Source organism: Hydrogenothermus marinus (genome assembly GCF_003688665.1).
Classification (GTDB): domain Bacteria; phylum Aquificota; class Aquificia; order Aquificales; family Hydrogenothermaceae; genus Hydrogenothermus; species Hydrogenothermus marinus.
This window is the reverse complement of the sequence record NZ_REFO01000011.1, coordinates 38,858-64,478: the sequence shown is the minus strand read 5'-3', so window position 1 is coordinate 64,478 and position 25,621 is coordinate 38,858. Positions and strand designations below refer to the sequence as shown.

27 protein-coding genes and 1 CRISPR repeat array are annotated in these 25,621 nt (G+C 28.1%); of the genes, 12 read left to right on the top strand and 15 right to left on the bottom strand.

Translation table 11 applies throughout. The features are described 5' to 3' along the window. Position 1: 1 nt before the first annotated feature. Positions 2-610: a thioredoxin family protein gene (locus CLV39_RS03280; RefSeq protein WP_170145597.1), complete on the bottom strand. Its 609-nt coding sequence runs from the start codon at positions 608-610 to the stop codon at positions 2-4. A gap of 158 nt (positions 611-768) precedes the next feature. On the opposite strand from CLV39_RS03280, the gene CLV39_RS03275 reads away from it, so the two are divergent. From CLV39_RS03275 to CLV39_RS08670, 4 genes are all read left to right on the top strand, one after another. Continuing rightward, positions 769-1,983 carry a molybdopterin-dependent oxidoreductase gene (locus tag CLV39_RS03275; protein ID WP_170145596.1) on the top strand — a complete coding sequence of 405 codons (1,215 nt, stop codon included), beginning with the start codon at positions 769-771 and terminating at the stop codon, positions 1,981-1,983. Between the two features lie 15 nt (positions 1,984-1,998). After that, positions 1,999-2,325 (top strand): c-type cytochrome, encoded by a 327-nt coding sequence (locus CLV39_RS03270; protein WP_121922810.1) that lies wholly within the window; start codon positions 1,999-2,001, stop codon positions 2,323-2,325. Between the two features lie 95 nt (positions 2,326-2,420). Continuing rightward, positions 2,421-2,561 (top strand): nitroreductase family protein, encoded by a 141-nt coding sequence (locus CLV39_RS08675; RefSeq protein WP_211325046.1) that lies wholly within the window; start codon positions 2,421-2,423, stop codon positions 2,559-2,561. A gap of 198 nt (positions 2,562-2,759) precedes the next feature. Continuing rightward, positions 2,760-2,927, top strand: a complete 168-nt coding sequence (locus CLV39_RS08670) for a nitroreductase family protein (protein ID WP_211325043.1) — start codon at positions 2,760-2,762, stop codon at positions 2,925-2,927. 151 nt (positions 2,928-3,078) lie between these two features. Here the strand turns inward: CLV39_RS08670 and CLV39_RS03260 are convergent, their stop codons facing one another. Genes CLV39_RS03260 through CLV39_RS03235 form a run of 6 tightly spaced genes read right to left on the bottom strand, consistent with a single transcriptional unit; the run spans position 3,079 to position 9,102 of the window. Continuing rightward, positions 3,079-3,474, bottom strand: a complete 396-nt coding sequence (locus CLV39_RS03260; protein WP_121922809.1) for a hypothetical protein — start codon at positions 3,472-3,474, stop codon at positions 3,079-3,081. 10 nt (positions 3,475-3,484) lie between these two features. Further along, positions 3,485-4,498 (bottom strand): PilW family protein, encoded by a 1,014-nt coding sequence (locus CLV39_RS03255; protein WP_121922808.1) that lies wholly within the window; start codon positions 4,496-4,498, stop codon positions 3,485-3,487. Positions 4,499-4,513: 15 nt separating this feature from the next. After that, entirely contained in the window at positions 4,514-4,963 is a 450-nt protein-coding gene (locus tag CLV39_RS03250) for a type IV pilus modification PilV family protein (protein ID WP_121922807.1), read from the bottom strand. Continuing rightward, positions 4,938-5,372 (bottom strand): pilus assembly FimT family protein, encoded by a 435-nt coding sequence (locus CLV39_RS03245; RefSeq protein ID WP_121922806.1) that lies wholly within the window; start codon positions 5,370-5,372, stop codon positions 4,938-4,940. The genes CLV39_RS03250 and CLV39_RS03245 overlap by 26 nt, the downstream gene beginning before the upstream one ends. Next, a complete protein-coding gene (locus tag CLV39_RS03240; RefSeq protein WP_121922805.1) occupies positions 5,357-8,812 on the bottom strand; it encodes a pilus assembly protein in 3,456 nt (1,151 codons plus the stop codon). The genes CLV39_RS03245 and CLV39_RS03240 overlap by 16 nt, the downstream gene beginning before the upstream one ends. Further along, a complete protein-coding gene (locus CLV39_RS03235) occupies positions 8,809-9,102 on the bottom strand; it encodes a hypothetical protein (protein WP_121922804.1) in 294 nt (97 codons plus the stop codon). The genes CLV39_RS03240 and CLV39_RS03235 overlap by 4 nt, the downstream gene beginning before the upstream one ends. A gap of 272 nt (positions 9,103-9,374) precedes the next feature. Here CLV39_RS03235 and hemC point away from each other — a divergent pair, with 272 nt between their 5' ends. From hemC to pyk, 5 genes are read left to right on the top strand one after another with little or no spacing between them, the layout of a single operon-like run. Further along, positions 9,375-10,298, top strand: coding sequence for a hydroxymethylbilane synthase (hemC, locus tag CLV39_RS03230; RefSeq protein WP_121922803.1), 924 nt, complete (start codon positions 9,375-9,377; stop codon positions 10,296-10,298). Further along, on the top strand, positions 10,299-11,660 hold the full coding sequence (locus CLV39_RS03225; protein WP_121922802.1) for an ArnT family glycosyltransferase: 1,362 nt from the start codon (positions 10,299-10,301) through the stop codon (positions 11,658-11,660). It abuts the gene before it with no gap. Beyond that, the gene (locus CLV39_RS03220; RefSeq protein WP_170145595.1) at positions 11,660-13,360 is read left to right on the top strand and encodes an ABC transporter ATP-binding protein; all 1,701 of its coding nucleotides are present in this window, start codon (positions 11,660-11,662) and stop codon (positions 13,358-13,360) included. Before CLV39_RS03225 ends, CLV39_RS03220 begins: the two co-directional genes overlap by 1 nt. A 14-nt stretch (positions 13,361-13,374) precedes the next feature. Next, the gene (gene lpxB, locus CLV39_RS03215; RefSeq protein WP_121922800.1) at positions 13,375-14,520 is read left to right on the top strand and encodes a lipid-A-disaccharide synthase; all 1,146 of its coding nucleotides are present in this window, start codon (positions 13,375-13,377) and stop codon (positions 14,518-14,520) included. A 3-nt stretch (positions 14,521-14,523) separates the two neighbouring features. Further along, on the top strand, positions 14,524-15,948 hold the full coding sequence (pyk, locus tag CLV39_RS03210) for a pyruvate kinase (protein ID WP_121922799.1): 1,425 nt from the start codon (positions 14,524-14,526) through the stop codon (positions 15,946-15,948). Here pyk and lipB read toward each other — a convergent pair. Next, positions 15,932-16,546: a lipoyl(octanoyl) transferase LipB gene (gene lipB / locus CLV39_RS03205; protein WP_121922798.1), complete on the bottom strand. Its 615-nt coding sequence runs from the start codon at positions 16,544-16,546 to the stop codon at positions 15,932-15,934. The two genes, pyk and lipB, sit on opposite strands and share 17 nt — an antisense overlap. Before the next feature lie 32 nt (positions 16,547-16,578). On the opposite strand from lipB, the gene CLV39_RS03200 reads away from it, so the two are divergent. Next, the gene (locus CLV39_RS03200; protein WP_121922797.1) at positions 16,579-17,004 is read left to right on the top strand and encodes a Mov34/MPN/PAD-1 family protein; all 426 of its coding nucleotides are present in this window, start codon (positions 16,579-16,581) and stop codon (positions 17,002-17,004) included. A gap of 26 nt (positions 17,005-17,030) precedes the next feature. Here CLV39_RS03200 and CLV39_RS03195 read toward each other — a convergent pair whose 3' ends face one another. The 6 genes from CLV39_RS03195 to CLV39_RS03170 form a co-directional block, all read right to left on the bottom strand. Continuing rightward, positions 17,031-17,525, bottom strand: coding sequence for an FKBP-type peptidyl-prolyl cis-trans isomerase (locus CLV39_RS03195; RefSeq protein WP_121922796.1), 495 nt, complete (start codon positions 17,523-17,525; stop codon positions 17,031-17,033). A 34-nt stretch (positions 17,526-17,559) separates the two neighbouring features. Continuing rightward, on the bottom strand, positions 17,560-18,813 hold the full coding sequence (gene hisZ / locus CLV39_RS03190) for an ATP phosphoribosyltransferase regulatory subunit (RefSeq protein WP_121922795.1): 1,254 nt from the start codon (positions 18,811-18,813) through the stop codon (positions 17,560-17,562). A 114-nt stretch (positions 18,814-18,927) separates the two neighbouring features. After that, the gene (gene pspA / locus CLV39_RS03185) at positions 18,928-19,566 is read right to left on the bottom strand and encodes a phosphoserine phosphatase PspA (RefSeq protein ID WP_121922794.1); all 639 of its coding nucleotides are present in this window, start codon (positions 19,564-19,566) and stop codon (positions 18,928-18,930) included. A gap of 49 nt (positions 19,567-19,615) precedes the next feature. Further along, positions 19,616-20,086, bottom strand: a complete 471-nt coding sequence (locus tag CLV39_RS03180) for a YqaA family protein (RefSeq protein ID WP_121922793.1) — start codon at positions 20,084-20,086, stop codon at positions 19,616-19,618. 3 nt (positions 20,087-20,089) lie between these two features. After that, positions 20,090-21,334 carry a tyrosine--tRNA ligase gene (gene tyrS / locus CLV39_RS03175; RefSeq protein WP_121922792.1) on the bottom strand — a complete coding sequence of 415 codons (1,245 nt, stop codon included), beginning with the start codon at positions 21,332-21,334 and terminating at the stop codon, positions 20,090-20,092. A gap of 484 nt (positions 21,335-21,818) precedes the next feature. Beyond that, positions 21,819-22,316: direct repeats of the CRISPR family, unit length 30 nt; unit sequence GTTTGTAGCCTACCTATAAGGAATTGAAAC. A 102-nt stretch (positions 22,317-22,418) separates the two neighbouring features. Continuing rightward, positions 22,419-22,616 (bottom strand): hypothetical protein, encoded by a 198-nt coding sequence (locus CLV39_RS03170; protein WP_147435393.1) that lies wholly within the window; start codon positions 22,614-22,616, stop codon positions 22,419-22,421. A gap of 240 nt (positions 22,617-22,856) precedes the next feature. On the opposite strand from CLV39_RS03170, the gene trpB reads away from it, so the two are divergent. Both trpB and CLV39_RS03160 read left to right on the top strand, forming a co-directional pair. Next, positions 22,857-24,089 (top strand): tryptophan synthase subunit beta, encoded by a 1,233-nt coding sequence (gene trpB, locus CLV39_RS03165; RefSeq protein WP_121922790.1) that lies wholly within the window; start codon positions 22,857-22,859, stop codon positions 24,087-24,089. A gap of 39 nt (positions 24,090-24,128) precedes the next feature. Next, a complete protein-coding gene (locus CLV39_RS03160; RefSeq protein ID WP_121922789.1) occupies positions 24,129-24,500 on the top strand; it encodes a hypothetical protein in 372 nt (123 codons plus the stop codon). A 5-nt stretch (positions 24,501-24,505) separates the two neighbouring features. On the opposite strand, the gene thiO is transcribed toward CLV39_RS03160, so the two are convergent. After that, complete coding sequence (gene thiO, locus CLV39_RS03155) at positions 24,506-25,585, bottom strand: glycine oxidase ThiO (protein WP_121922788.1); 1,080 nt, start codon at positions 25,583-25,585, stop codon at positions 24,506-24,508. Positions 25,586-25,621 lie beyond the last annotated feature (36 nt).

Here is a 25,621-nt window from a genome sequence, read left to right as displayed (position 1 = left end):
GTTAATTTCCTACTGCTGAGATAATATAACCTAATATATCATTTTCTTCTTTATATCCTACAAATTCAACTTTATCGTTTATAACAATTTTTGGAACAGTTGAAACATTATATTTTATTGCAAAATCTGGAAAATCGTGACAATCTATTCCATAAACAAAAATATTATCATTTACTAAAGCAAAGCTATATAGTTTTTTCAAAGCAAGAGGGCACCAACCACAGCTTTTTGTTATGAAAACTTTTATTTCTACTTTTTTATCAACCATTTCTATAATATTTAGTGTCCTTTCTGAAAGGCTATAATTATTTGTTGATACCATAAAAATAGTATCTATAAAGTTTTGAAATTCACCACCTGCTGGAAGGCCTATATATCTTATACCAAAATCTTTTTCTTTTGTTTTTATAATAATACAAGGATTTAAAAGACATTCTTTTTCTTCTTCTTTAAAACTTATTTTTTCACTTAAAGAAGATATTTCTTCAAGCAGTTCTTTTATTTGCTGAGTTAATTGATTTTCTTCTTTTTTCAAAAGTACAAGTTCTACTTCATCTATAAGCTCTTTAAATCTTTCTTTTAATTTTTGTTTAATATTTTCCGAAATCACTGCTTTACTCTCTGTCATTTTAGGATTGATTTAACTATTTTAATCTAATTTTAATTTCATTTAAATATATCTATAGATTTTATCTATTTTACAAAAACTTTAATTTAATTTAATTTTTATATAAATATTTGCAAAACTTTATGGAGGTTATATTCCAAATGAGTTCAAGAAGAGAATTTTTAAAAAAAGGGTTGTTGCTGGCAGGTGCAGCAACAGTTGGGAATTCACTTATAGAAAAAGCTTTTGCTAATCCTTCTGAAATATCTATTGAAAACTATCCACCACTTGTAAAGTATCCAACAAAAAAACCTTTAATTTTGCATGCAGATAGACCTCCTATACTTGAAACTCCAAGAGAATACTTTGACAAAGTAATTACTCCAAATGATGCTTTTTTTGTAAGATGGCATTTAGCAGATATTCCTACAAAAGTTGATACAGCTACTTGGAGATTAAAAATTACAGGTAATGTAAATAGAGAGGTTGAGTTATCCTTAGATGATTTAAAAACAAAATTTGAACCAGTTTCTTATTATGCAGTTTTACAATGTTCAGGAAATGGAAGGGCATTTTATCAAAAACAGCAAACTCCTACAGGTACCCAGTGGACTTATGGAAGTATGGGAAATGCTTTATGGACAGGAGTAAGACTTTCAGATGTTTTAAGATATGCAGGAGTTAAACCAGATAGTATAGAAGTAGCTTTTGATGGACTTGATAAAGCACCATATCCTAAAACTCCTGATGTAATTAGAAGTCTTCATATTGATAAATGTTTATATGAAAATCTTATTCTTGCTTATGAAATGAATGGAGAACCTTTACCTTTATTAAATGGATTTCCAATTAGACTTGTAGTTCCAGGATGGTATGCTACCCATTGGATAAAATCTGTTACAACAATAACAGTTTTAAATGAAAAATTAAAAAATTTCTGGATGGAAAAAGCATATCATATCCCTGATAATGCTTGCCATTGTGTAGAGCCTGGAGAAAAACCTAAAAGAAAAAGAGTAATATCTTTTATGGATGTTAAATCAATAATTGCAAAACCAAAAAATAATACTGTTCTTAGAAGAGGAGAAGTTGTAAAAATTTCTGGTGTAGCTTTTGATGGTGGAGCAGGAATAAAAACTGTACTTTTATCTTTTGATAATGGAAAAACATGGAAACCAGCAAATCTTGAACCAGAACTTGGAAGATACTCATTTAGAGGTTGGTTCTATTACTTTAAAGCAAATAAAACTGGAAATGTAAAAGTATTAGCTAAAGCAATAAATAAAGATGGAATTGAACAACCTTATGGCTCAGGTTGGAACCCTGGTGGTTATATGTGGAATGGTCTTGATAGCATTACAATAAAAATAGTTTAAAAGGAGGAATAAAGTATGAAAAAATTAGCAATATTTTTAGTTTCTATCTTTGTTATAAATGCATCCTTTGCAGAAGTAAAAGAAATAAAGCTGCCTTACTTTAACTGGAAAATGAAAGATGCTCCTGGAAAAGATGTTTTTGAGAGAAACTGCTTAATGTGCCACTCTCCTGGATATATATTTGATCAATCAGAAGGTAAATCAGGTAAACATTTATGGGAACATGTTGTTCATTCTATGATAAATGATTTTAAAGCACCAATTTCAGAACATGATGCAAAAATAATCATAAAATATTTAAAAGAAAATTACTCAAATACAAAAAAAAGGATACTAAACTAAAAAGGCTTCTTTAAAGAAGCCTTTTTTATTTTTTTATCTTGACATCTCATAAAAAGATATCTACTTTTATTTTAAAAAGCAAAGAGGAATAAGTTATGGATATTATTCAGGCATTTAAAGAAAGAAGATCTATAAATTTTTTTCAACCAAATAAAGAAATTCCAGAAGAAAAATTAAAACAGCTTCTTGAGATAGCAAATTTATCTCCATCATCTTTTAACTTACAACCATGGTAGGTTATAGTTGTTAAAAATCCAGAGAAAAAGAAGATTTTAAAAAAATGCGCTTTTAATCAAGAGAAAGTAGAGGAAGCATCTGTAGATCTGATTATAATTGCAGATCCAGATGCAGTTGAAAAAAATATAGATAAAGTATTAAAAAGTTGGGAAGAGCTTGGATATATTACACCGGGAAAAAAAGAAACTATTAGAAATATGGCTTTAAATCTTTATGGTTCACCAGATAGTACTAAAAGAAAAATTTTTGCTGTAAAAAATGCCTCTTTATATGCAATGAGTATCATGTTAGCTGCAAAAGGATTAGGTTTAGAAACTCATCCTATGGATGGTATGGATGAAGAATGTATAAAAAAAAGAGTTTAATATTCCAGAAAACAAAATAGTAATTATGATAATTGCTGTAGGTTATTTAAAAGAAGGAGTAAAACTACTTCCAAGAGCATGGAGAAGAAATATAAATGAATTTGTAAAATTTGTTTGAAATTGCATACAACTGAATGATTTTCTTTTATCTTTACTGACTTAAACTATATACAAAATCTATAGAAGCTCTTTCTTCTCCTGAATTTGCATTAATTTCAATGGCGAATACAGTAGCTGTAGTTGTATTTATTTTTTTTAATAATTTAGCACTTACATTAAAACCACCAAGATTACTGTAACTACCTAAATCTATATTATTCCCATCACTACAAGGATTACCACCACATGTTAAATTTCCTGATAGTATTTTTTCTATTATATATTCTGATGCACCTTTTGCTGCTTCTAAAGCAAGAGAATATTTTTTCTCTTTACCAGATATTTGAGTTCCTGAAGTGAGCATATATATAAGTCCGCCAACTATAACTAAAGCAATTAATCCTAAAACTAATGTAGTGATTAATGCAACACCTTTTTCACTTTTCATAATTAGCCTCTTATAAATCCATAGGTTTTACTGAAAGTTTAATAACTTTCCATCTATAATGTTCAAAATTTTTCGGTAAAGGCAATTCTTGATCTCCTGCTTCTACACATTTATCAGATAATCTACTATCAGTAGGAGCAGTACTACAGGTTTTATAATTTGTAAAATTAAAACTACCATCTTCTTTGCCTTCTTGAATAAGAATATAAATATTTACTTTTTTTAATAAATTTTTTACTTCTTGAGCATCTACTTTACCATCACTATTTATATCTAAATTTTCAAAAGAAGAATCTGGGAGATCAACAGTTCCATTTTCATCTGTATCTATATCAAATGTATATTTTATTGATGATACACAGTTTAGAAGTGGTTCTCCAAAGCTTTTACCTACAGCTCTTAATAGATTTCTTGTTTTAGGGTTGCAATTATTTAAATTTTGTGTGGAACTTAACTTATAAATTATTTTATAACAAAACTGATTGTCACATCCATTTGTTGCTGTAGAATCATAAGGTATTACCAGCATTTTACCTGTTATATTATATCCGTCTTTTTGAGGACAAGCTAAATTAGTTGATGTACTTATAAACTTTTTATCTAATGCAGATAAATATAAATAATTAGCATTTTCAGAAGAAGGTATATTTTCTATATCTCCTTCTTCAGTTATATCTTTAGAATATCCAGAATAATCACAACTTAATAAAGCCCAATAAACAGGTTTAGCTGAATTATCTTTTATTATATTCGTACTATTTAAATTAGTTCTAACTATAAACTGACTATTATTAAGTTCTATAGGTAAATCAGGTTGATAACTACCAAGTCCAAATCCAGCATGCTCTATATCTAATCTTAAAAGCTCAGTTCCAACAGATGTTTCTATCTGTGTTTCAATAGAAGTAGTTTCTTTAAAAAAACCTTTTAAAATAGTAATATATGTAATATAAGCTCCCCCTAATACCAAAAGAATAATTACTATAGCAACTAATATTTCTATTAAAGAAAATCCCTTTTTCATTTATATCCTCTAAATTTAATCATTACTAACTAAGGTTTCTATAGTATATTTATAATTTTTACCAAAAAGCTTCCAACAAACATTTACAATTATCTTTTTTAAATTTGATGTTTCATCTGTTATTTTCCATCCTACATTATAATCTAAAGTTAGGTTCCTAATTTTCCTTTGTACTTTATCTGCTGTAGTTTTATTTATATTCATACAAGGTGAATTTACATTTGTAGGATTATTATTACAATTAACAGTAGTTGCTATTATGTTATTAAAAGGAATATTTCTAATATTTTCACTGCATTCTTGAGCTATTAACCTTGCTTCATCTCTTGCATGATTTATTAAATTATATTTAACAGCTATGTTTAAACCTGCTAATAAACCTACTAATAAAATAGCTAAAATAACTAAAGATACTAAAGCTTCTATTATAGTAAAACCTTTATAATGCTTTACAACTTGATCCATCCCATTTTCCTAATTTTACTCTTAATGTAGATACTGCTATACAATCATAATTTGCAGTAATTGTACTACTATCTTGGATATGAATATTACTTTTTGAAAAATATCCTCTTTTATAAATGTTTATAGTTCCACTGAATTTATTTTCTAAGTCTTTGCATTCTATTTGAGTATTTCCTTGGTATAAACAAATTTTATTACCTGTAGCTTGAATAGTTAAATCCTCTTTTTCTGTAAAAGCTTTAGCTCTTGCTTTTTGTATAAAGGCATAAATCTGCTTTGTATCGCTTTCTATAGATTTTTGCTTCTTCCACTTAAAAAAATTAGGAATAGCTATTCCTAAAATTATAGCCATTATAGCAATAACTACTAAAAGCTCAAGTAATGTAAAGGCTTTTATTTTTCTAACCATAGTATCATCCTACTTTGTAAACTATTGCCACCTGGTACAGTCGGTGGAGCTTCAGGTGTTGTTCCTGTAAACCATTTAGTAGTTTTATTTCCACTTTGAGTAAAACTACTTTTATTAATAACTTCAATATTACCTCTGGATAATTGTAAAAGTATAGCTGCATTTTCTGGTATATTTAATTCATATCCTGGACATGAATTACTAAATATATCTCCTCCTGTTGCACAGTTTAATCCCCAAAGTCTTGACCTTCCTCCAAATCCGCAAATACTTCCTGTTGGCTCTGTAGTGGCAAAATAAACTACATTATAATTTGTTATTGCTGGATCTGATATTAATCTTTCTTTATAGTAATCGGTAGTAGCAGATTCTAAGTCTATATACCAACTATCTTTAGCATTACTATCTGATAAATTATCACAAGAATTGCTACTAGTATGGGCTGCATTTATATTGCAATTTCCTCCAGCTAAACATTCATCAATTCTTATTCCATATAATTTATTTGCTGTACCATCTTTTTCATCATCTTTGAAGAACCATCTTCCAGTTCCAAAGTATATATAATTCATACCAAAACATTTCATATACTCTACTTTTGCAGTAATAGGAAGAATCGCAGAGTTAAATACTTTTACTACTTCCCAATCAGAAGGATTTCCTGATGTAATTTTTACACCAATTACATTCCCTTTCCAAACTGAACCAGCTTTTTTATTAACTCCGAAAAAAACTATATCGGTATTTCCATCTTCATTATAATCTACTCCTTCTGTAAAAAGTCTACCTCCAAAAGAATTTTTGAAGCTTGATAAAGCAGATCTATTTGTCCCATCTAGTATTGTAGTAGATGCAATTTTGAAATTATTATCCATACTTAAAATAAATATTTTTAAATCTTGGTTTGAATCTCCACATTTAGTAGTTGGGCCAGATAAAAACATTATGAAATGTTTTCCATTATATGTTATATGTGCAGGACCTGAGAAAGAAAATCCAAGACTTGAATCTGTAAACTCCCATAAAAACTGAGGATTAGTAGGATCTGTAATATCTAAAGCAAAATAAGAGGAATAACCTATAGGAGATGTATCTGAAGGAGGATTTTCACAGTCTGCACCACTGCATCCACAACCTCCACCAAGCCTCATTCCACCTATTAAGATTTTTTTATCTGTAATACCATCTCCATTTGTATCTACCCTTATTATATAAGGCTGCAAATCTACTATATACTGATGAATATAATTTGGATCTGCAAGGTACCTTAGATAAGGTAAAGCATTTTTAGGAATAAATGCCCAAAGTTCTTTACCTAATTCACTATGGCTACAATTTCCTGTTTTACTATCACATAATTGAGCTACGCTATCACTGCTAAAACTATCAGTTTTTATATACCCTACTTTAAAAGCATGAAGCATTCCATCATTTGCTCCAACAAAAGCAACTGAGTAGTTGTCATAATTTACAATTGTAGGTGTAGAATAGATAATATCTCCTAATTTCCAAGTATTACCTGCAGCATCTGCTCTTCTATCTCTACATCCATTAATATGTTCTCCACGTATATAATTAATTAAATTATCAATATCACTATTTAAACAGCTTGGAAATGTAGAAGTATTTCCTAAAAAGCTACTAAATTGAGAAGCGTTAGAAGTTGTGAATTCTATTAACGAATCAGAGGAACTAACTGTGTATATAACTCTATTATTTGGGCTTGTATCTTTTAATTTTTCTCCTGCTTCCCATAACGATTTTACTTCATCTAAGGAATTATAAGTAGCTTGTAGAGTATCACTATTATCATAAGCATTGATTTTTAAATTTCCGCTTGTATCTACTATAAAGTCTAATTTGTAGTCTTGATTTAAATCTAAGGAATAGTTTAGATTTGTATCTTCTCTTATACTTTGATCAGTTAAAGAGTAATAAAACCAATAATTATAAAGGTATCCAACCCAATCTATATTATTTCCATTTGGAAAAGATTTTTGAGGATAAAATACAGCTTGCAATACTGTATTTCCTGAAGTATTTCTTTTAGATAAAATAGATACAGAACTTGCAGAAGAAGTCCTTTTTAGTATGTCCCTTATAAATGCTAAGAGACTATCTTTAATTTGAGTAGCATTTTTAGCATTTAAGAATGTATCAGGAAGTCCATCTCCATTTTTATCCCAATCTGGATGAGAGTCTCCTGTTGGAAGAGGTGTACAAGCACTTCCTTTACCATTTCCACAATCATCCATATAACAGGTATCCCATGGATATTGTCTTCCATCTCCATCCCAATGGCTACCATCTGTTCCAGAAGGCCAATCTCCATAAGAGGTATCAAAAGAACCATACATTGCTATATTTTTTAGGGATTGTTCACCTCTTCCACCTAAAAATAACCCAAGTGAATAAACTGCAGAAATATTTATATCATTACCTAACAATGTTCTTCCTAACTTGGTATGCAACCAATATGCAGGAACAACAGGATCTGCTGAATTATCTTCAGAGCCAGAATCTATTGAGCAAGAAGCTCCTGTAGGTCCTCTATTCCATTGTCCATCTGAAGCTAATATTATAAAGTTTTTAGCACAAGGTGCAGGTTGACAGTTCTTCCCCTGATAATCACAAAAATACATAGGGTCTTTATATGTACCTTTTTCTAATTTAAATTGGTTAGTAAAATTATGATCATCACTTTGTTTAAAATAATCATAAGCTTCCCACATTGCTATAGATGTCCCGGTTCCACCATACGGTACCAGTGCATTTATAAATCTTTTAAAATATGTATAAGGATGATCAGGATCAGCATTACCAGCATTATTTCCACTAGTATATGGATAATCTCCAATATAAACTTTTGCTTGCATTATATTACTACTGAAAAATAGAGCTCCTAAACGAGGTTTTATATCCCCTTTTTCAAGCTGTTGTACAATTCCATTTAACCTTGATTTTGGAACTTTAACTTTAGCTCCATTTGTAGATTTTAATATACAATAACTTCCCGTACATGCTAAATCAGGATCACAATTTTGATCTGTATAATCATAGTCTGGACAATCTATAGGTTTACCACCAGTTGTCGCCCATCTTAATAAATCCATTCTTGACATGTAATACCAGTTTAATCTATTTCCAGAACATATACCTTTTTTTCTTCTAATCTTACATCCAATTTCGCTACTTGCTGAAGTTTCTTCCCATATACCATTATTATACTTATAAAACTTATTTGGTATAAAGTAACCCTCATAGGTGATACTAGAATCATAAGAATCTCCATATGCATCCCAACTCATACTTCCACTTTTATCAATTACAAATAGAATATTAGGTGGAACTGTTGTTGTGAGAAATGGTGGTATATTACATGAAGTTTGAGCTTTTACTAATGAAAAAATTATTATTGGTAATAATATTAATTTCTTCATTTCCCATTTCTCCAAATACGAATTTCCTTAACAATGAAAGGTTCTTTATTATTTGTGCTAAAACATAAACTTCTATCTGTTAAAAATAAAATATCTTTACCTTCTTCAATATTTGGTGGAAGTTTTTCTACTTTTAATTTTACTCCTTTTTCAGGACATTTATGTACCTTGACAAGTAGTATATGATCTTTTATTTTTTGAACAGTTCCAGTGAAGATATTTAGATCTGTTTCATCTAAAGCCCATGAAATATTCATTAAAGCTAATATTAAAAGAATTATCCTTTTCAATTTAACTTTTCCTCCTTTTAGGAAAAACACCAACAGGTATAATCCTACATGCTTTATAAATTTTGTCAATAATAAATATATAGTTTTAAATTTGATTATAATTCCCACAAAATTTTTAATCAATGTTATTCTAAATTTTACTTAAAAAAACTTGATTTTAAATTTTTATTATGAGACTGAAACAATATAAATTTTAAGAAGTTTTTTTATTCCATTTAGGTTAAATTTCCTTTAAAATATTCAAAACATTATTTTTTACAGGAGATATTTTATTGAAAATAAGAATTGGAACAAGAGGAAGTAAACTTGCTTTATGGCAAGCTAATTTTGTTGCAAGCAAGTTAAAGAAACATTTTCCTGAAATTGAAATAGAAATTATAAAAATAAAAACAAAAGGAGATAAAATTCTTGATGTTCCTCTTGCAAAGATAGGAGGAAAAGGCCTTTTTGTTAAAGAAATAGAAGATGCTCTTTTAAAAAATGAAATAGATATTGCAGTCCATTCTTTAAAAGATGTTCCAACTTACTTTCCTGATGGCCTTGGGCTAACAGCTATTATGGAAAGAGAAGATCCAAGAGATGCCTTTTTATCTGTTAAATATAACTCTTTAAATGAACTTCCTAAAGGAGCAAGTGTTGGCACTTCTTCTTTAAGAAGAAAAGTTCAACTAAAACTAAAAAGATCTGATTTAAATATAAAAGATTTAAGAGGGAATGTTGATACAAGAATAAGAAAACTTGAAGAAGGTCAATATGATGCAATAATACTTGCTTATGCAGGATTAAAAAGACTTGGCCTTGAAAATAAAGTAAAACAAATATTAGATATTGATATTATGCTTCCTGCAGTTGCTCAAGGCTTTCTTGCAATTGAAACAAGATTGGAAGATAAAAAAACAAATAATATAATATCTACCTTAAACCATAAAGAAAGTGAAATAAGGGCAAAAGCAGAAAGAGCATTTTTAAAAACTCTTGAAGGTGGATGTCAAGTACCTCTTGCAGGATATTCAGAAATAAAAGATGGAAAATTATATTTAACAGGTTTTATATCAGATTTAGAAGCTAAAAGAGTGTTTAAAGATAAAATTAGTGGTAATTTAGAAGAAGCAGAAGATTTAGGAATAAACCTTGCAAAAAATCTTTTAGAAAAAGGTGCAAAGGAAGTTTTAGAAGAACTTTATAGTGAGGAATAAGTGGAAAATCTATTAAAAGATAAGTTTAAGTTTTCTTTCTTGCTTATAATTTTAGCTATACTTTCTTTTTTTCCAAACATAAATTTTTACGAATTTAGAAATGAAGAATCTTTAAGAACTATTGTCGCCTTTGAAATGGCTTATAGCCATAATTTATTACAACCAACCTTTTTAGGAGATTTATATTTCAATAAACCACCTCTTTTTAACTGGTTTATTATTTTTTCTTCTTATCTTATACCTTGGTCAGAGCTTACTGCTAGGATTGTTAGTATATTTTTTGTAATATTAACATTAGTTTTAATTTATAAATTTAGTTTTAAACTTACAAAAAATAAAGAAATATCTATTTTGGCTTCTTTAATCTATATTACATTTGTTGACATTTTATTTTGGTATGGATATTTAGCAGAAATAGATGCTACTTTAGCATTTTTTGTATTTTTAATGTTTTACTTTCTATTTTGGGGTTATAAAGAGAAAAAAGGTATATTTTTAATTTTAGCAGGAATTATCACAGGTATAGCATTTTTATTGAAAGGATTTCCAGCTTATGCTTTTTTTGGATTATCTTATTTAGCTTTACTTATTTATTATAAAGATTTGAAAGGGTTATTTAATCCATATATATGGATAGGTGGTATATGTTCTCTTTTTATACCTTTAATATGGATATTTAATACTGCAAACCCAGATATATATTTACAAAAATTATTTGTTGAAAGTTTTAACAGAGTTGAACAATCTAAAGATTTTTCTAAATTTTTCATTCATTTAATATCTTATCCAGTATTAAACTTTAAGCAGATATTACCTGCAAGTTTATTTGTTTTGATAGGAATTTTCATTTATAGAAAAAATTTAAGAATACCTTCAGAAATAAAATTATTACTTTTTATAGCTTTTATAAATTATATTCCATACTTAATATCAGTTGGAAGTAGAGGGAGATATATAATACCTTTATTTCCTATATTGGCAGTTATTTTTGCTTATTTGATTTATTCTTTTAATAAAGAAAAAATCATTAAAATATTTTTATATACTGCTTTAAGTTTTATCATAATAAGATTTTTAGTAGGTTTTATTGGATTTCCTATAATGATGAAATATAAAGAGTCAAGAAAGAAAATAGCATATGATATTGCTAAAACAATAGATATACGCCAAAAAATAGCTTTTGACTGTGCATCTGAAAAATCTATATGTCTTTATTTAGATTTCATAAAAAACAAACCAATATTCAAATCAAGTCATACAAAAGATTGGAAATATTTAATAACTTGTGAAGAAAAACCCCAGTATAAAATTGTTAAATCTTATAAATTTAAGAAAAAAATTATAAAACTTTATGAAAGATAATGGAAAATTTGAAATTTTTAATTAATATCTATAAAAGATATTGGCTTTTATTTGTGTTTGCCTTTATTGGTTCTTTACTTGAATCTGGTGCTTTAGCAGGAATGGCATACCTTGTAAAAAATGTAATAGATGATGTATTTATATCTAAAAGTTATGAAAGTCTAATATTTGTAATATTTGTTTTAATTATACTTGCAATTATAAAACAAACAGGTTTTTTATTAAAAGATTTTTTATATCCATTAATTATATTTAAAGCATTAAAAAACTTAAGAGAAACTTTTTATAACAAACTTCTTTCTACAGAACCTTCCTATTTAATGAAACTTTCAACAGGTAATATTATAAGTAGATTTACTAATGATCTTGAAAGATTTTCGCAAATATCTTCAATGATAGGAATTAATGTAATTACAGAAGTTCTAACAATTATAGCTATAATAGGAGTTTTGATATATAGAGATTGGAAACTATTTTTAATTTTTGTAATTTCTGTTCCATTTTTAGCTTTAGCTTTGAATTATTTTGGAGAAAAAAGGAAAAAATATTCACGAAAACTGCAAGAAAGCCTTGCAGATTATACCCAGCATATAAGTCAAGTAATATCAGGATTTGAGATTGTTAAGATTTTTAATAGAAATATTTTTAAAAAAATATTTGAAAAAATAAACAATGAGCTTTATAAAAGAGAAAAAAAGAATCAACTTTATGAAAGCTTATATGTAGCTTCAGTAGAAATTATAGCCTATGCAGCTACTGCAGGAATAATTTTTTATGGTGGAGTTAGAATAATCAAAGGGGAAATTACCGCAGGTGATTTTTTTTCATTTCTTGGCGGTATTTTAATATTAGTTAATTCTTTACAAGTTCTGCAAAGAGGAGTTGTAAATCTAAAAGCTTTATCACCAGTTATAGATAGAATTAAATTTTTGTTAGACTTTCCAGAAGAAAAAGATGAAGGAATAGAGTTTAAAGGATTAAAAGAAAAAATAGAGTATAAAAATGTTTCTTTAAGAATAGACAAAAATCAAATATTGAAAGATATAAATCTTATTATAAAAAAAGGAGAAAAAGTAGGAATTGTTGGGGCAACAGGTTCAGGAAAATCTACATTAATTAAGATACTACCTGCTTTAATAAAAGATTATCAAGGTAAAGTTTTCTTAGACAATAATGAGTTAAGAAAGTATTCAGTTTCGTCATTAAGAAAGCATATAGGAATGATTTCTCAGGAAGTTTTTATTTTTAATGATACTTTAAGAAATAATCTTTTAATTGCCAAACCAGATGCTACAGATGAAGAGCTTTATGAAGCTTTAAAGAAAGCAAAAGCAGATTTTGTATTTAAATTAGAAAAAGGTCTTGATACAAATTTAGGGGAAAAAGGTTCAAGGCTTTCAGGTGGAGAAAGACAAAGAATATCAATAGCAAGAATATTTTTAAAAAATCCAGATATAGTAATAATAGATGAAGGAACTTCTGCTTTAGATGTAGAAACAGAAGAGTATATTATGGAGGAGATAAAAAAAGAATTTTCTGACAAAACAATAATAATGATAACTCACAGATTAAAAGTGCTTGATATAGTAAATAAAATAATAGTAATGGATAATGGAAAGATTATAGAAGAAGGTTCAAAAGAAGAGCTTTTAAAGAAAAAAGGTATATTTTATAAACTATATACCCTTTCTAATACATAGAAAAGGATATTTTTATGAAAAAAAAGGCTTTTATATCTGTTGGAGAAATTTCAGGAGATAATTATGCATCTGAGCTTGTAAAAAGATTACCAGAGTTTGAATGGATTGGTATAACTGGTCCAAAAATGGAAAAAGCAGGTGTTAAAAGCATAGAAAATATAAACAATATCTCTGTCGTTGGATTAACAGAAGCTTTAACTAAGTATACAAAAATAAAAGAAACATTTAAAAAAGTAGTTAATCAGCTTGATAATATAGATTTATTAGTAGTTGTTGATTTTCCTGGATTTAATCTAAAACTTCTTGAAGAAGCTAAAAAAAGAAATATCAAAACAGTTTATTTTATAGCACCGCAAGTATGGGCTTGGGGAAAAAAGAGAATTCCTAAAATAGCAAAAAATACAGACCTTTTAATATCTATATTTCCATTTGAAGAAGGTTTATATAAGCCATATATAAATAAAAACTTTAAATTTGCATATGTTGGACACCCTCTTTTAGACATTATAAAAACAACAGAAACAGAAGAAAGTTTTAAATATAAACTAAATATTCCAAAAGAGTATAAAATATTTGGACTTCTTGCAGGAAGTAGAGAAAGCGAGGTTAAAGCACTCCTTCCTACGCTTTTAGAAACTGCAAAACTTTTACATAAAGTTTACCCAAATCTTTATTTTGTAATTCCAGCAACAGAAAATCAAGAAGAGAGAGTAAAAAATTTAGTAGAAGAATATAAAGATTTACCAGTAAAAGTAATAACAAGAAAAAATTTCCTATATTCTTCTTATGAAGTTATGGAAAAAGCTATATTTTCTTTAATAGCATCAGGCACTGCAACCTTAGAAGCATCTTTATTTGGAAAGCCTTTTGCACTTGTTTATAAAGTATCACCAATTACTTTTGCTATAGGTAAAAGGCTTGTAAATATTAATTATTTAGGTCTTCCAAATATAATTGCAGGAAAAGAGATTATTAAAGAGTTCTTACAAGAAGAGTGTAATCCTATTAATTTAGCAAACTATACAATTGAAATTCTTTCTGATAAAAACAAGTATAATAAAATAAAAAAAGATTTAAAATCTGTAAAAACAAAACTTGGAGAAAAAGGAGCTTTAGATAAAACGGCCAAACTAATAAAAAATTTAGCAATGGAGGGATAATTTATGAAAAAAACAAAAATAGTTGCTACTCTTGGACCTGCAACAGCAGCAGAAGAAATGATAGAAAAACTTATAAATGAAGGAGTGGATGTATTTAGATTTAATTTTTCCCATGGAGACCATAAAACCCATAAAGAAAATTTAGAAAAAGTTAGAAAAATTAGTGAAAAACTAAATAAACATGTAGCAGTTTTGCAAGATTTATCAGGACCAAAAATCAGAATTGGACAAGTTGAAAAACCTTTTACTGTTCATTATGGAGATGAAATAAAAATAGTAAAAGAGGAAGTTATTGGAACAAAAGAGAAGATAAGTATAAATCATCCAGAGATACTAAATAAATTAAATATTGGAGATAGAATCTACATAGCAGATGGTTTAATAAGGCTAAAAGTAATAGATAAAGATGAAGAAGGAATTGTTGCAAAAGTGATTGTTGGTGGAGTTATATCTTCAAGAAAAGGAGTAAACTTTCCAAATGTGAAGCTTGATATATCAGCTCTTACAGAAAAAGATATAAAAGATATAGAATTTGGAGTAAAAGAAGGAATAGATATTATAGCTCTTTCCTTTGTAAAAACAGCAGAAGATGTTTTAAAAGCTAAACAGATTATCCAGTCTTATGGTGGAGATCAGCCATTATTTGCAAAAATAGAAAAGCATGAAGCAGTTGAGAATATAGATAAGATAATAGAAGTATCAGATGGAATAATGGTTGCAAGAGGAGATTTAGGAGTTGAAATAGAGATGGAAAAAGTGCCAGTAATTCAAAAAATGGTTATAAAGAAATGTAATGAAAAAGGAAAACCAGTAATTACAGCTACCCAGATGCTTACTTCAATGTTGAACTCACCAAGACCAACAAGAGCAGAAGTTTCTGACATAGCAAATGCAGTACTAGATGGTACTGATGCAGTAATGCTTTCAGATGAAACTGCAGTTGGTAAATATCCTATAGAAGCAGTAAATGTTATGAAAAAAACAATAATAGAAGCAGAAAAGATATATCCTTATATAAAAGAGTATCAATCAATAGATGATAAAACCCAATCTATAGCTTATTCAGCAACAAAACTTTCAGATAGGTTAAAAGCAAAAGCTATTGTTGCATTTACAAAATCAGGAAGGACAGCAAGAAATGTATCAAAATTTAGACCAAAAGCCCCAATTATTGCAATTACCCATGATTTAAAAACTTTTAGAAGATTAAATATTGTTTGGGGAGTTAATCCTTATATGATTATAGAAAAAGGAAACTCTGAAGAACTTTTATGTAAATTTGTAAAACAAGCTTATGAAAAAGATTTTAATAAAGAAGATATTTTAGTAGCACTTGTTGGATTTTTAGGGGGAATATCTGGTTCTACAAGTATTATAAGAGTTCTTGACAAAGATGATGTAAGTTATATGCTTAATGAGAAATGCTAAAAGTTTTTAAAATATTTTCTTTTAGCTCCTCTTTTACTTCTGATAGATGTATATTTTTATAATCAGATATATTGACAACAGGGGTATTTATTCCACAAGGATTTATATAGCTAAAATATTTTTTATCTACATTTACATTTAAAGATGCACCATGAATTGTTATATATCTTGAAACTCTAACACCTACAAATCCTATTTTTCCTTCTTTTGTAAAAACTCCCGGATATCCTTTTTTTCTAAAAGCATTAATTCCGTATCTTCTGCAAGTATCTAAAATTATTTCCTCAAGGGTATAAACATAATCTTTAACAGATAGATTATAATGTCTTAAATCTAAAATAGGATAAATTACAATCTGGCCTTCTCCATGAAAGGTTATACTACCACCTCTTTCTATATTTAAAACAGGTATATTTTCTGGATTTTTATATATATGTTCTGGCTTAGTTCTTTTTCCACAAGTATAAACATTAAAATGTTCTCCAACTAAAACAAAATCTTCCTTTAGTTGCCCTTCTAATTTCTTATTAAAAAAATTTTCCTGTTTTTTTAAAATTTTGATGTAATCTTCTTTTTGAAAGTCTATAATATTTAACATAATAAAAAAATTATCTCATAAAGAGGAGAAATATGCTAAAAATAAAAAAAGAACATATTGAACAGATAAAGAAACAAGGCGAAAAAGGTTATCCTTATGAAATATGTGGATTTTTAATAGGAAAAATAGATTATGAAAATAATATAAGAGAAGTTTTAGAAGTTTTTCAAGTTGAAAATCAAAATAAAGAAAGGGCAAATGATAGATTTGAGATAGATCCAAAGGATTATTTAAAGGTAGAGGAATATGCAGATAAAAATGGAATGCAGATAGTAGGTATTTATCATACCCATCCAGACCATCCTGATAGGCCTTCTCAAACTGATTTAATGTTTGCTCAGCCAGATATGTCTTATATAATAATGTCAATTGAAAATGGAAAATATAAAAGTTTTGGAAACTATGTTTTAGATTTAGATAAAAATCAATTTGTTGAAGAAAAGGTAGAAATATTATAAAAGGGACTAAAAAGTCCCTTCTTTATTTAATGTTGATGGCCACCTTCTCCATGAGCATGTCCATGAAGTATTTCATCAGGAGTTGCTTCTCTTACATTTACAACTTCTATTTCAAATACTAAATCTTTTCCTGCAAGAGGATGATTCATATCAACAGTAACTTCATTATCATCAAAATCAACAACTACCATATTTATTATTTGGCCTTCTGGTGTTTGAGCTTGTAAAGGCATTCCTTTTTCAAGAGGAATATCATTAAAATACTCTCTTGGTACTTTCTGTATTAAAGATTCATCTTTTTCACCATATGCTTCTGCTGCTGGAACTTCTATTTCCTTAGTTTCTCCTACTTTCATTCCCATCATTCTTTCTTCAAGTCCTGGTATTATTTCCCCTTTACCTGCTAAAATAGTAAGAGGTTGCCCATGCATCTGGCTTGAATCAAGAACTTGGCCTGTTTCTTTGTCTTTCAATGTGTAATTGAAAGATACAACTGTGTTTTTTGATACTTCTTGTGTCATAATATAACTCCTTTAAAATATTAATTAAAATTTTTTATTTTAGAATTTCTTCTATATTTTTAATTTCAAACTCTTTTTTGTTTTTATAAATATGTATTCTTTCTGTATTTTTTTCAATACCTATTACTATAACATTTTTATATCCTGATTTAAAGGCAAAATTTAAAGACTCTTCTAAAGGCCTATCTACAATATCTCTCCCAACTTTATATCCTTTTTTTCTTAATGTTATTCCTATTTTATAAGCTAACTTTTTATTATCTGTAAGGTCTATTATGAAATAATCTTTAAAAACAGATTTTGAAACTAAATCTTTTTCTTTCATATATTGCCATAAATTTATAATATCAAAAGCAAAACCAGTAGCTGGGATATTACCATTAAATTTACTTAAAAGGTTATCATATCTACCACCAATTCCAATTGGCTTTTTAAAATCTTTTATAAATATTTCAAATACTAAACCTGTATAATAATCAAATTCCTTTGGTTCTCCAAGATCAAATCTAATATTTTCTGTTAGATTGTACTCTTTTAAGATTTGATAAATATCAATTAATTTTTGAAGGGCTTTATTTATACTTTTAAATTTTGAAAGTTTTTCTTTTAAATCTATTATTAGATTTATATCTCCTTGATATTTTGGTAAGTTTAAGACAAATTCCTTTAAAACTTCATCTATATCTCTATCAGAGGTAAATCTTTTTATATTAAAAATTTCTCTTTTTTTAATAAATTCCATAAAAGTTTTAAACTCTTTATCTGTCAAATTAAGTAAATCTTTTAGAGAATAGAAAATAGCAACATTATTTATATCTATCTGAAAATTTTCTATATTTAAATTTTTTAAAGAGTTTACAGCTATTGCTATTACTTCTGCATCTGCTTCGTATCTATCACTTCCAATTAGTTCTATTCCTAACTGTCTTATCTGCCAAAGTTTATCAGCTTTTGGATATGTATATCTATAAACATCATCATTGTAATAAAATCTAAGTGGAAACTCTTTTTCTTTTAATGATGCAACATATCTTGCTATCTGAGCTGTAAAATCTGCTCTTAATGTAAGAATATCTCCTTCATTTCTATCAACAAATCTAAATGTAAGATTTTTTAAATTATCTCCTATCCCTTTTTTATGAACTTCATAATACTCAAAAATAGGAAGATATAATTTTTCATATCCCCATTTTTCTATAGTATCAGATATATTTTTTTGGATATATTCTATCTGTACAGTTTCCTGTGGTGAAAAAGATTTTACACCTTTTGGAAGTCCTATATTCACCTTTCTTTCTCTTTAAGTTTTTTTATTCTATAAAAAGTTGGAATTACCATAATTCCTATACCAAAAATTAAAAGTAATGTTTCTATTATTAATGTTTTATCCATTATTTAACCTTTATAAAGCATCTAATGCTGGAATAAATAAATCTCCTAAAAAATAAGTATTATTTAGTTTATATAAAATAGGTCTTACTTTATCAAAATCTAAAATTGAGTAAGAGGCATTATCACATCCAAAAGACCAGAATTTTTTTAAATCTAAATTAAGGCCTGCTACTAAAGAAGCTCTTATAGGTACTGTATGAGATACGGCTATTATAGTTTCTCCATCATGTTTTTCAAGCATTCTTTCTTGGAATCTTTTTACTCTTTCATAAACATCTAACAAAGATTCTCCATTTGGAAATTTTACTGTTTCAGGGTGATAAAGCCAGTCATGAAACATTTCAGGATATTTTTCTTTTACTTCTTCAACTAACATTCCTGACCAATCACCATGATCTATCTCTATAATATCTTCATCTACATTTATAGGAAGGTTTAATTTTTTGCTTATATATTCAGCCGTCATATAAGTTCTTTTAAGTGGACTTGAATATAAAGCAGTAGGATTATATTTTTCTAAAGCTTCTGCTAACCTTTCTGCTTGTTTATGACCTTTTTCTGAAAGTTCAGGATCAAGTTTTCCTTGATATCTTCCAATTGGATTCCATAAACTTTCTGCATGTCTTACATATATTATCCTTACTGCCAATATTTTACCTCTAATTTTTTTATAATTTTATTTTACAATAAAATTTATTTTAAAGATGTCCTAAATATTGTCCTAAAAAAGCCATTGCTAAAAAGCGAGGAAATCTTCCTAAGAATGCTCCTAATATAAATCCACCTAAGGGCATCTCAAATATACCAGCAAGCCAGCATATAACTTTAAAAGGAATAGGTGTTATTCCTGCTATTATTACTGCCCATATTCCATACTTTCTAAAAAGTAGTTCACCTTTTTCATAATGTTTTTCTTTAACAAACTTTTTTACAAAAGGTTCTCCTAAAAATTTTCCTAAAAAATATCCAACTATTCCACCTAAAACACTACCAATTGCGGCTATTATTGCTGCTGTAATTACATTTAAACCAAAAGCAGTACCTCCTGTAATAAATGGGTCAGGAGGCACAGGCTGGATTATACTTTCTGTAAATGCTACTAAGAAAATACCAATATATCCATAATCAGCAACAATTTCCTCTGCAAAAGATTTTAAGGTTTCAAACATATATTAACCTTCTATTTTTATATTTTCTGGTTTGATTTTGGCAAATTTTCTCTTTCCAACTTGTAAAACAAATTCTTTTGTTAAATCAACTTCAAAATTAAAATCAGTGAATTTTTCACTATCTATTTTGACTGCACCACTTTTTATTAATCTTCTTGCTTCTGATTTTGAAGGTGCAAATCCTAATTTATAAACAAGTTCATAAAGAGGTATTTTTTTATTTTCAGAGGCAATAATTATTTCCGGTTCAGGTAAATCTTCTGGAAGTTCTTTTTTAGAGTGTACTTTTTCAAAATGTTCTTTTGCTTTTATTGCATCTTCTTTTGAATGAAATCTTTCAACAATATACATAGCAAGTTCCTTTTTAACTTCCATTGGATGAAGAATTCCTTTTTCCACATCTTGTTTCATTTTGTTTATTTCTTCTTCAGTTAAATCAGTTAACAGTTCCCAGTAATTCCACATTAATTCGTCTGGAATAGACATTATTTTTCCAAACATATCTTCAGGTTTTTCAGTTATACCAATATAGTTTCCATAAGATTTACTCATTTTTCTAACGCCATCAGTTCCAACAAGAAGAGGAAGAAGAATAGCAACTTGAGGTTTTTCAATTCCATACTCTTTTTGAATATCTCTTCCTATTAAAAGATTAAATCTTTGGTCGGAACCTCCAAGCTCAACATCAGCTTTTATGGCAACAGAATCATAAGCTTGAAGAAGAGGATATATAAATTCATGTATAGCTATAGGTCTATTTTCTTTAAATCTTTTTTTGAAATCATCTCTTTCAAGCATTCTTGCTACTGTATATTTTGCAGTAAGTCTTATTAAATCCTCAGCTGACATACTACCAAGCCATTCACTATTGTAAACAACTACTGTTTTTTCAGGATCTAAAACTTTAAAAACTTGTTCTTTATATGTTTTTGCATTTTCTTCTACTTGTTCTCTTGTTAATGGAGGCCTTGTTTTATCTTTACCTGAAGGATCTCCAATCATTGCAGTAAAATCACCAATTATAAAATATACAGTATGTCCAAGCTGTTGGAATGTTCTTAATTTTTGAAGTAATACAGTATGCCCTAAATGAAGATCAGGAGCAGTAGGATCAAAACCTGCTTTAACTATTAAAGGTCTTCCTTCTTTTAGTTTTTCAAGTAATTCTTCTTCTGAAATTATATCTATTGTTCCTTTTTTGATATATTTAAGTTGTTCTTCTGGGGATAAATTTTTTAAATCTGCCAAAACTACCTCCTTTAAAATAAATAAGCTTAACTTACTATCTATAAATCATAAAACCTTATGAAGCTAATTTCAATAATTACAGGATATTAGTATTTAGTTAAAGAGTAGTTTTTGATTTTTAATAAAACTAAAAAATACTTTTAAAGCTTTAAATTTACTTTAATTAAATAAACGCACTAGATCCCTTTATGTAGAGAATCCTTAGATTTATCAAAGCCTTCTTATGAAGATCCATTTTTCTAAGAATTTGTCGATCAGGTAATTTTAGGGAAATTTTAGTGCTTTTAAGATGTTAAAATTTTGCCAAAATTTAACTCTAAGCTAATAATGATGCTGATTTGTCGATCCCCAAGGATTTTTACAGGATTGAAGGTCGACAGAAAATAAACTCAATTTGACAAAAAAAATTTTTTAATGTAAATTTTAAATATAGCTAATATTTATGCTGGTTTCTTGGCAATAGAATATGAATAAAGAATAAAGGGTTTGTAGCCTACCTATAAGGAATTGAAACGCTGATTTTTCATCTAATATAACATTTGCAGGAAATCTATGTTTGTAGCCTACCTATAAGGAATTGAAACAAGTTTTCACCTCTTGTTCTTTTACTTCTAATTCTTGTTTGTAGCCTACCTATAAGGAATTGAAACCCCCCAAATAAAAAGAAAGAACTTTTAGCTATTTACAAGTTTGTAGCCTACCTATAAGGAATTGAAACTTAGGATCCCACCATTTAAAAAAGTGCTTTGAGCAAAGTTTGTAGCCTACCTATAAGGAATTGAAACATAACTCTATCTACAATTTTCTTGGGGTGAGTAGATAGTTTGTAGCCTACCTATAAGGAATTGAAACAACTGTCAAGATAGTCCCTATAAATAAGTTCTAACTGTTTGTAGCCTACCTATAAGGAATTGAAACACAAAAAAGACGGCTTAAGCCGTCCAGGGGATTTGTTTGTAGCCTACTTATAAGGAATTGAGATCCTATAAAAATTGATATATTAGTTAAAGAGTAGCTTTTAATTTTTAATAAAAGTGGAAAAATATTTTTAAAGCTTTAAATTTACTTTAATTAGAATTGAAAATTACAATATGAGACATTTAAAAAGTATTTTGGCTTTAGGTTTGTTTTTTGCTTTTGCTCCTTTAATTTTATTTTCCATAGGTGCTTTTCTTTCTTTTTCTTTGCAATTTATAGTTTCTATTTTTTCATATCTTATTTCTTTTATATTTTTCCTTTTGCCATATGTGTTTACTGTTTTATTTTTTGTTTTTGTTTTCATTTTGCTTGCTATTTTAGTTTTTGGTATCAAATTTCTTATAGATTTAAATAGAGAGGTTAAGAAGAAGGTAAAGTTATACAAATATAATAATCATTTGTATTAATCTTATGGTTCTAACAGTTTTTTTCCTTTGTTTTATATATTCAATTTTTAAGTTAAGCAGAAAGAAAGCATTCTTCTATAGGTAAAAACTTAAGTTATAATTATAATTAAATACAAAAATACAAGTTGGAGTCTATAATGAGTTATAAATTTCCAGATGAAAAAGGATATTATGGTTTATATGGTGGAAAATTTTTACCAGAAACTTTAATTCCTGCCCTTCAAGAACTTGAAGAAAACTATCTTAAAATAAAAGAAGATGGAGATTTCCAAAGAGAGCTTGTTTATTATCTTAATGAGTATGCAGGAAGGCCTACAGTACTTTATTATGCTCATAGATTAACAGAGTTTGTTGGTGGAGCAAAAATATATTTAAAAAGAGAAGATTTACTTCATACAGGAGCTCATAAAATAAATAATACCTTAGGACAAGTTTTACTAACAAAAAGACTTGGTAAAAAAAGAATTATTGCAGAAACAGGTGCAGGTCAGCATGGAGTTTCAACAGCAACTGCTGCTGCTTTATTTGGATTAGAATGTGTTGTTTATATGGGAGAAGTAGATGCAGAAAGGCAAGCTTTAAATGTTTTTAGAATGAAACTTCTTGGGGCTAAAGTAGAAATTGTAAAATCAGGAAATAGATTATTAAAAGATGCAGTAAATGAAGCTTTAAGAGATTGGGTTACAAATGTTAGAACAACTCATTATGTAATTGGTTCAGCTCTTGGCCCTCATCCTTTTCCAATGATAGTTAGAGATTTTCAATCTGTTATAGGAAAAGAAACAAAAGAACAGATATTAGAAATAGAAGGAAAACTTCCAAATGCAGTTGTTGCGTGTGTTGGTGGTGGTAGTAATGCTATAGGAATGTTTTATCCATTTATTGAAGATGAAGATGTTGAGCTAATTGGTGTTGAAGCAGGAGGATATGGATTAGAAACAGGACAACATGCGGCAAGTATAAACGGTGGAGAAGTAGGAATTCTGCATGGTATGAAATCATATTTTCTCCAAGATGAATGGGGACAAATAGAAGATACTCATTCAATATCTGCAGGATTAGATTATCCGGGAGTAGGCCCAGAGCATGCACATCTTAAAGAGATAGGTAGAGCTAAATACATAACTGCTACAGATGAAGAAGCCCTTAAAGGTTTTCTTTTACTTTCAAGAACAGAAGGAATTATCCCTGCATTAGAAAGTTCTCATGCTGTTATAAAAGGTGTAGAAAAAGCAAAAGAGTTAGGTAAAGATGCAGTAGTAGTTATAAATCTTTCAGGTAGAGGAGATAAAGATGTTAATCAGGTAAAAAATTTCTTTGATACTAATCCAGAAATTCTTGAAAAGATAGAAAAGGAATTAAATCTTTAAGTTTTTGTATTTAGAGATTATAAAAAAAGTAAATTTAGATTGGAGCTTAATCAAAATCAGATAAAAGAGCTTATAGAAGATTGGGATTGGGTAATAAATTATAGTTTCCATGGAGATAAGGGATTACCTAACCTTTTAAATACAGATATAAATGATGTATGGATAGCATCAAGAGATAAAATTCACGATTTAGGATTAGATAACCTTCCAGAAGTAATAAAATTAGATAAACAAGCCTTAAAATTAGTATTTAAGTATGGTGGAATGGCATATAGAGTAAAACCAGAAGAAGCTAAAGACCAAAAAAGATGGTGGTGGCATTTAGATGAAATAGCAGAAAAAAAATATCCTGAAAATTTACTCCCGGATCATTTAAGAAATATTTATATTAAATTTAAGCAAAATTCTTAAAATTCTTATTTAAATCTAAGAGGTGAAAACTCTTTTAGATACCTGCTTTCTTTTCCTGAATAAATATATTCAGAAATAACTTTTGCAGTTATTGGTGCAAGTAAAATACCATTTCTGTGATGGCCTGTAGCATATATAAGATTTTCAATATCTGCCTCTCCAAGAATTGGAAGTTCATCTTTTGTAGCAGGCCTATATCCAAACCAAAGTTCTTGAATATTTTTATCTTCAAGAATTTTTAATGTATCTCTTGCACCTGTTAAAAGTTGCATAGTTCCTTTTAATGTATTTCCATCTTTAAACCCAACATCTTCTTGAGTAGCACCTACTACTAATCTATGGTAATTTTTTCTTGGTATTAGATAAGCTCTACTACTATATAAAACTCTATCTATATCCTCTTTTTCTATATCTAAAGCTACCATTTCTCCTTTTAATGGAAAAACATCAACTCCAAAATCCATACTCCAAGCCCCTGCTGATACTACACATTTATCTGCCTCTATATAAACATTTTCTCCAACTACTGCTTTAAACTTTCCATTCTCTGTTTTTATCTCTTTTACTTTTTCAAATTCATAAACATCTGCATTTCTTTTTACAAATTCTTCAAGAGCTAAAACTAATTTTCTATTATCTACCTGTGCATCATCTTCATATAAAGCGCCACCTAAAACTTCTTCTCCAAGATTTTTGTATATCTTTTCAAGTTCTTCTCTATCAAGCCACTTTGCTTTCAATCCTAATTTTTTGTATCTATTTATATCTTCTTGTAATTCTTTCTTCTCTTCTTCTGAAAAAGCAAGTTTCAATATTCCACATTGCCAATATCCTGTTTCTATTCCTGTATCTTTTTCAAGTTTTTCAACAAAATCTTTATATAAATTTCTACTTTCAAGGCAAAAATCTAAAAATGACCCTTCTTTTAATCCTTCTGATTGAGGAGCAAGCATTCCACCAGCTACCCAAGAAGCACTTCTTCCTACCCTGTTTTTTTCAATAAGAGAGACTTTTATATCAAGTTTTATTAAAGCTCTTGCTATTGATAAGCCTATTACACCACCACCAATTATTACTACATGCATTTTTAACCACTTGTTTTTTTATTTGAAAAATTTTAG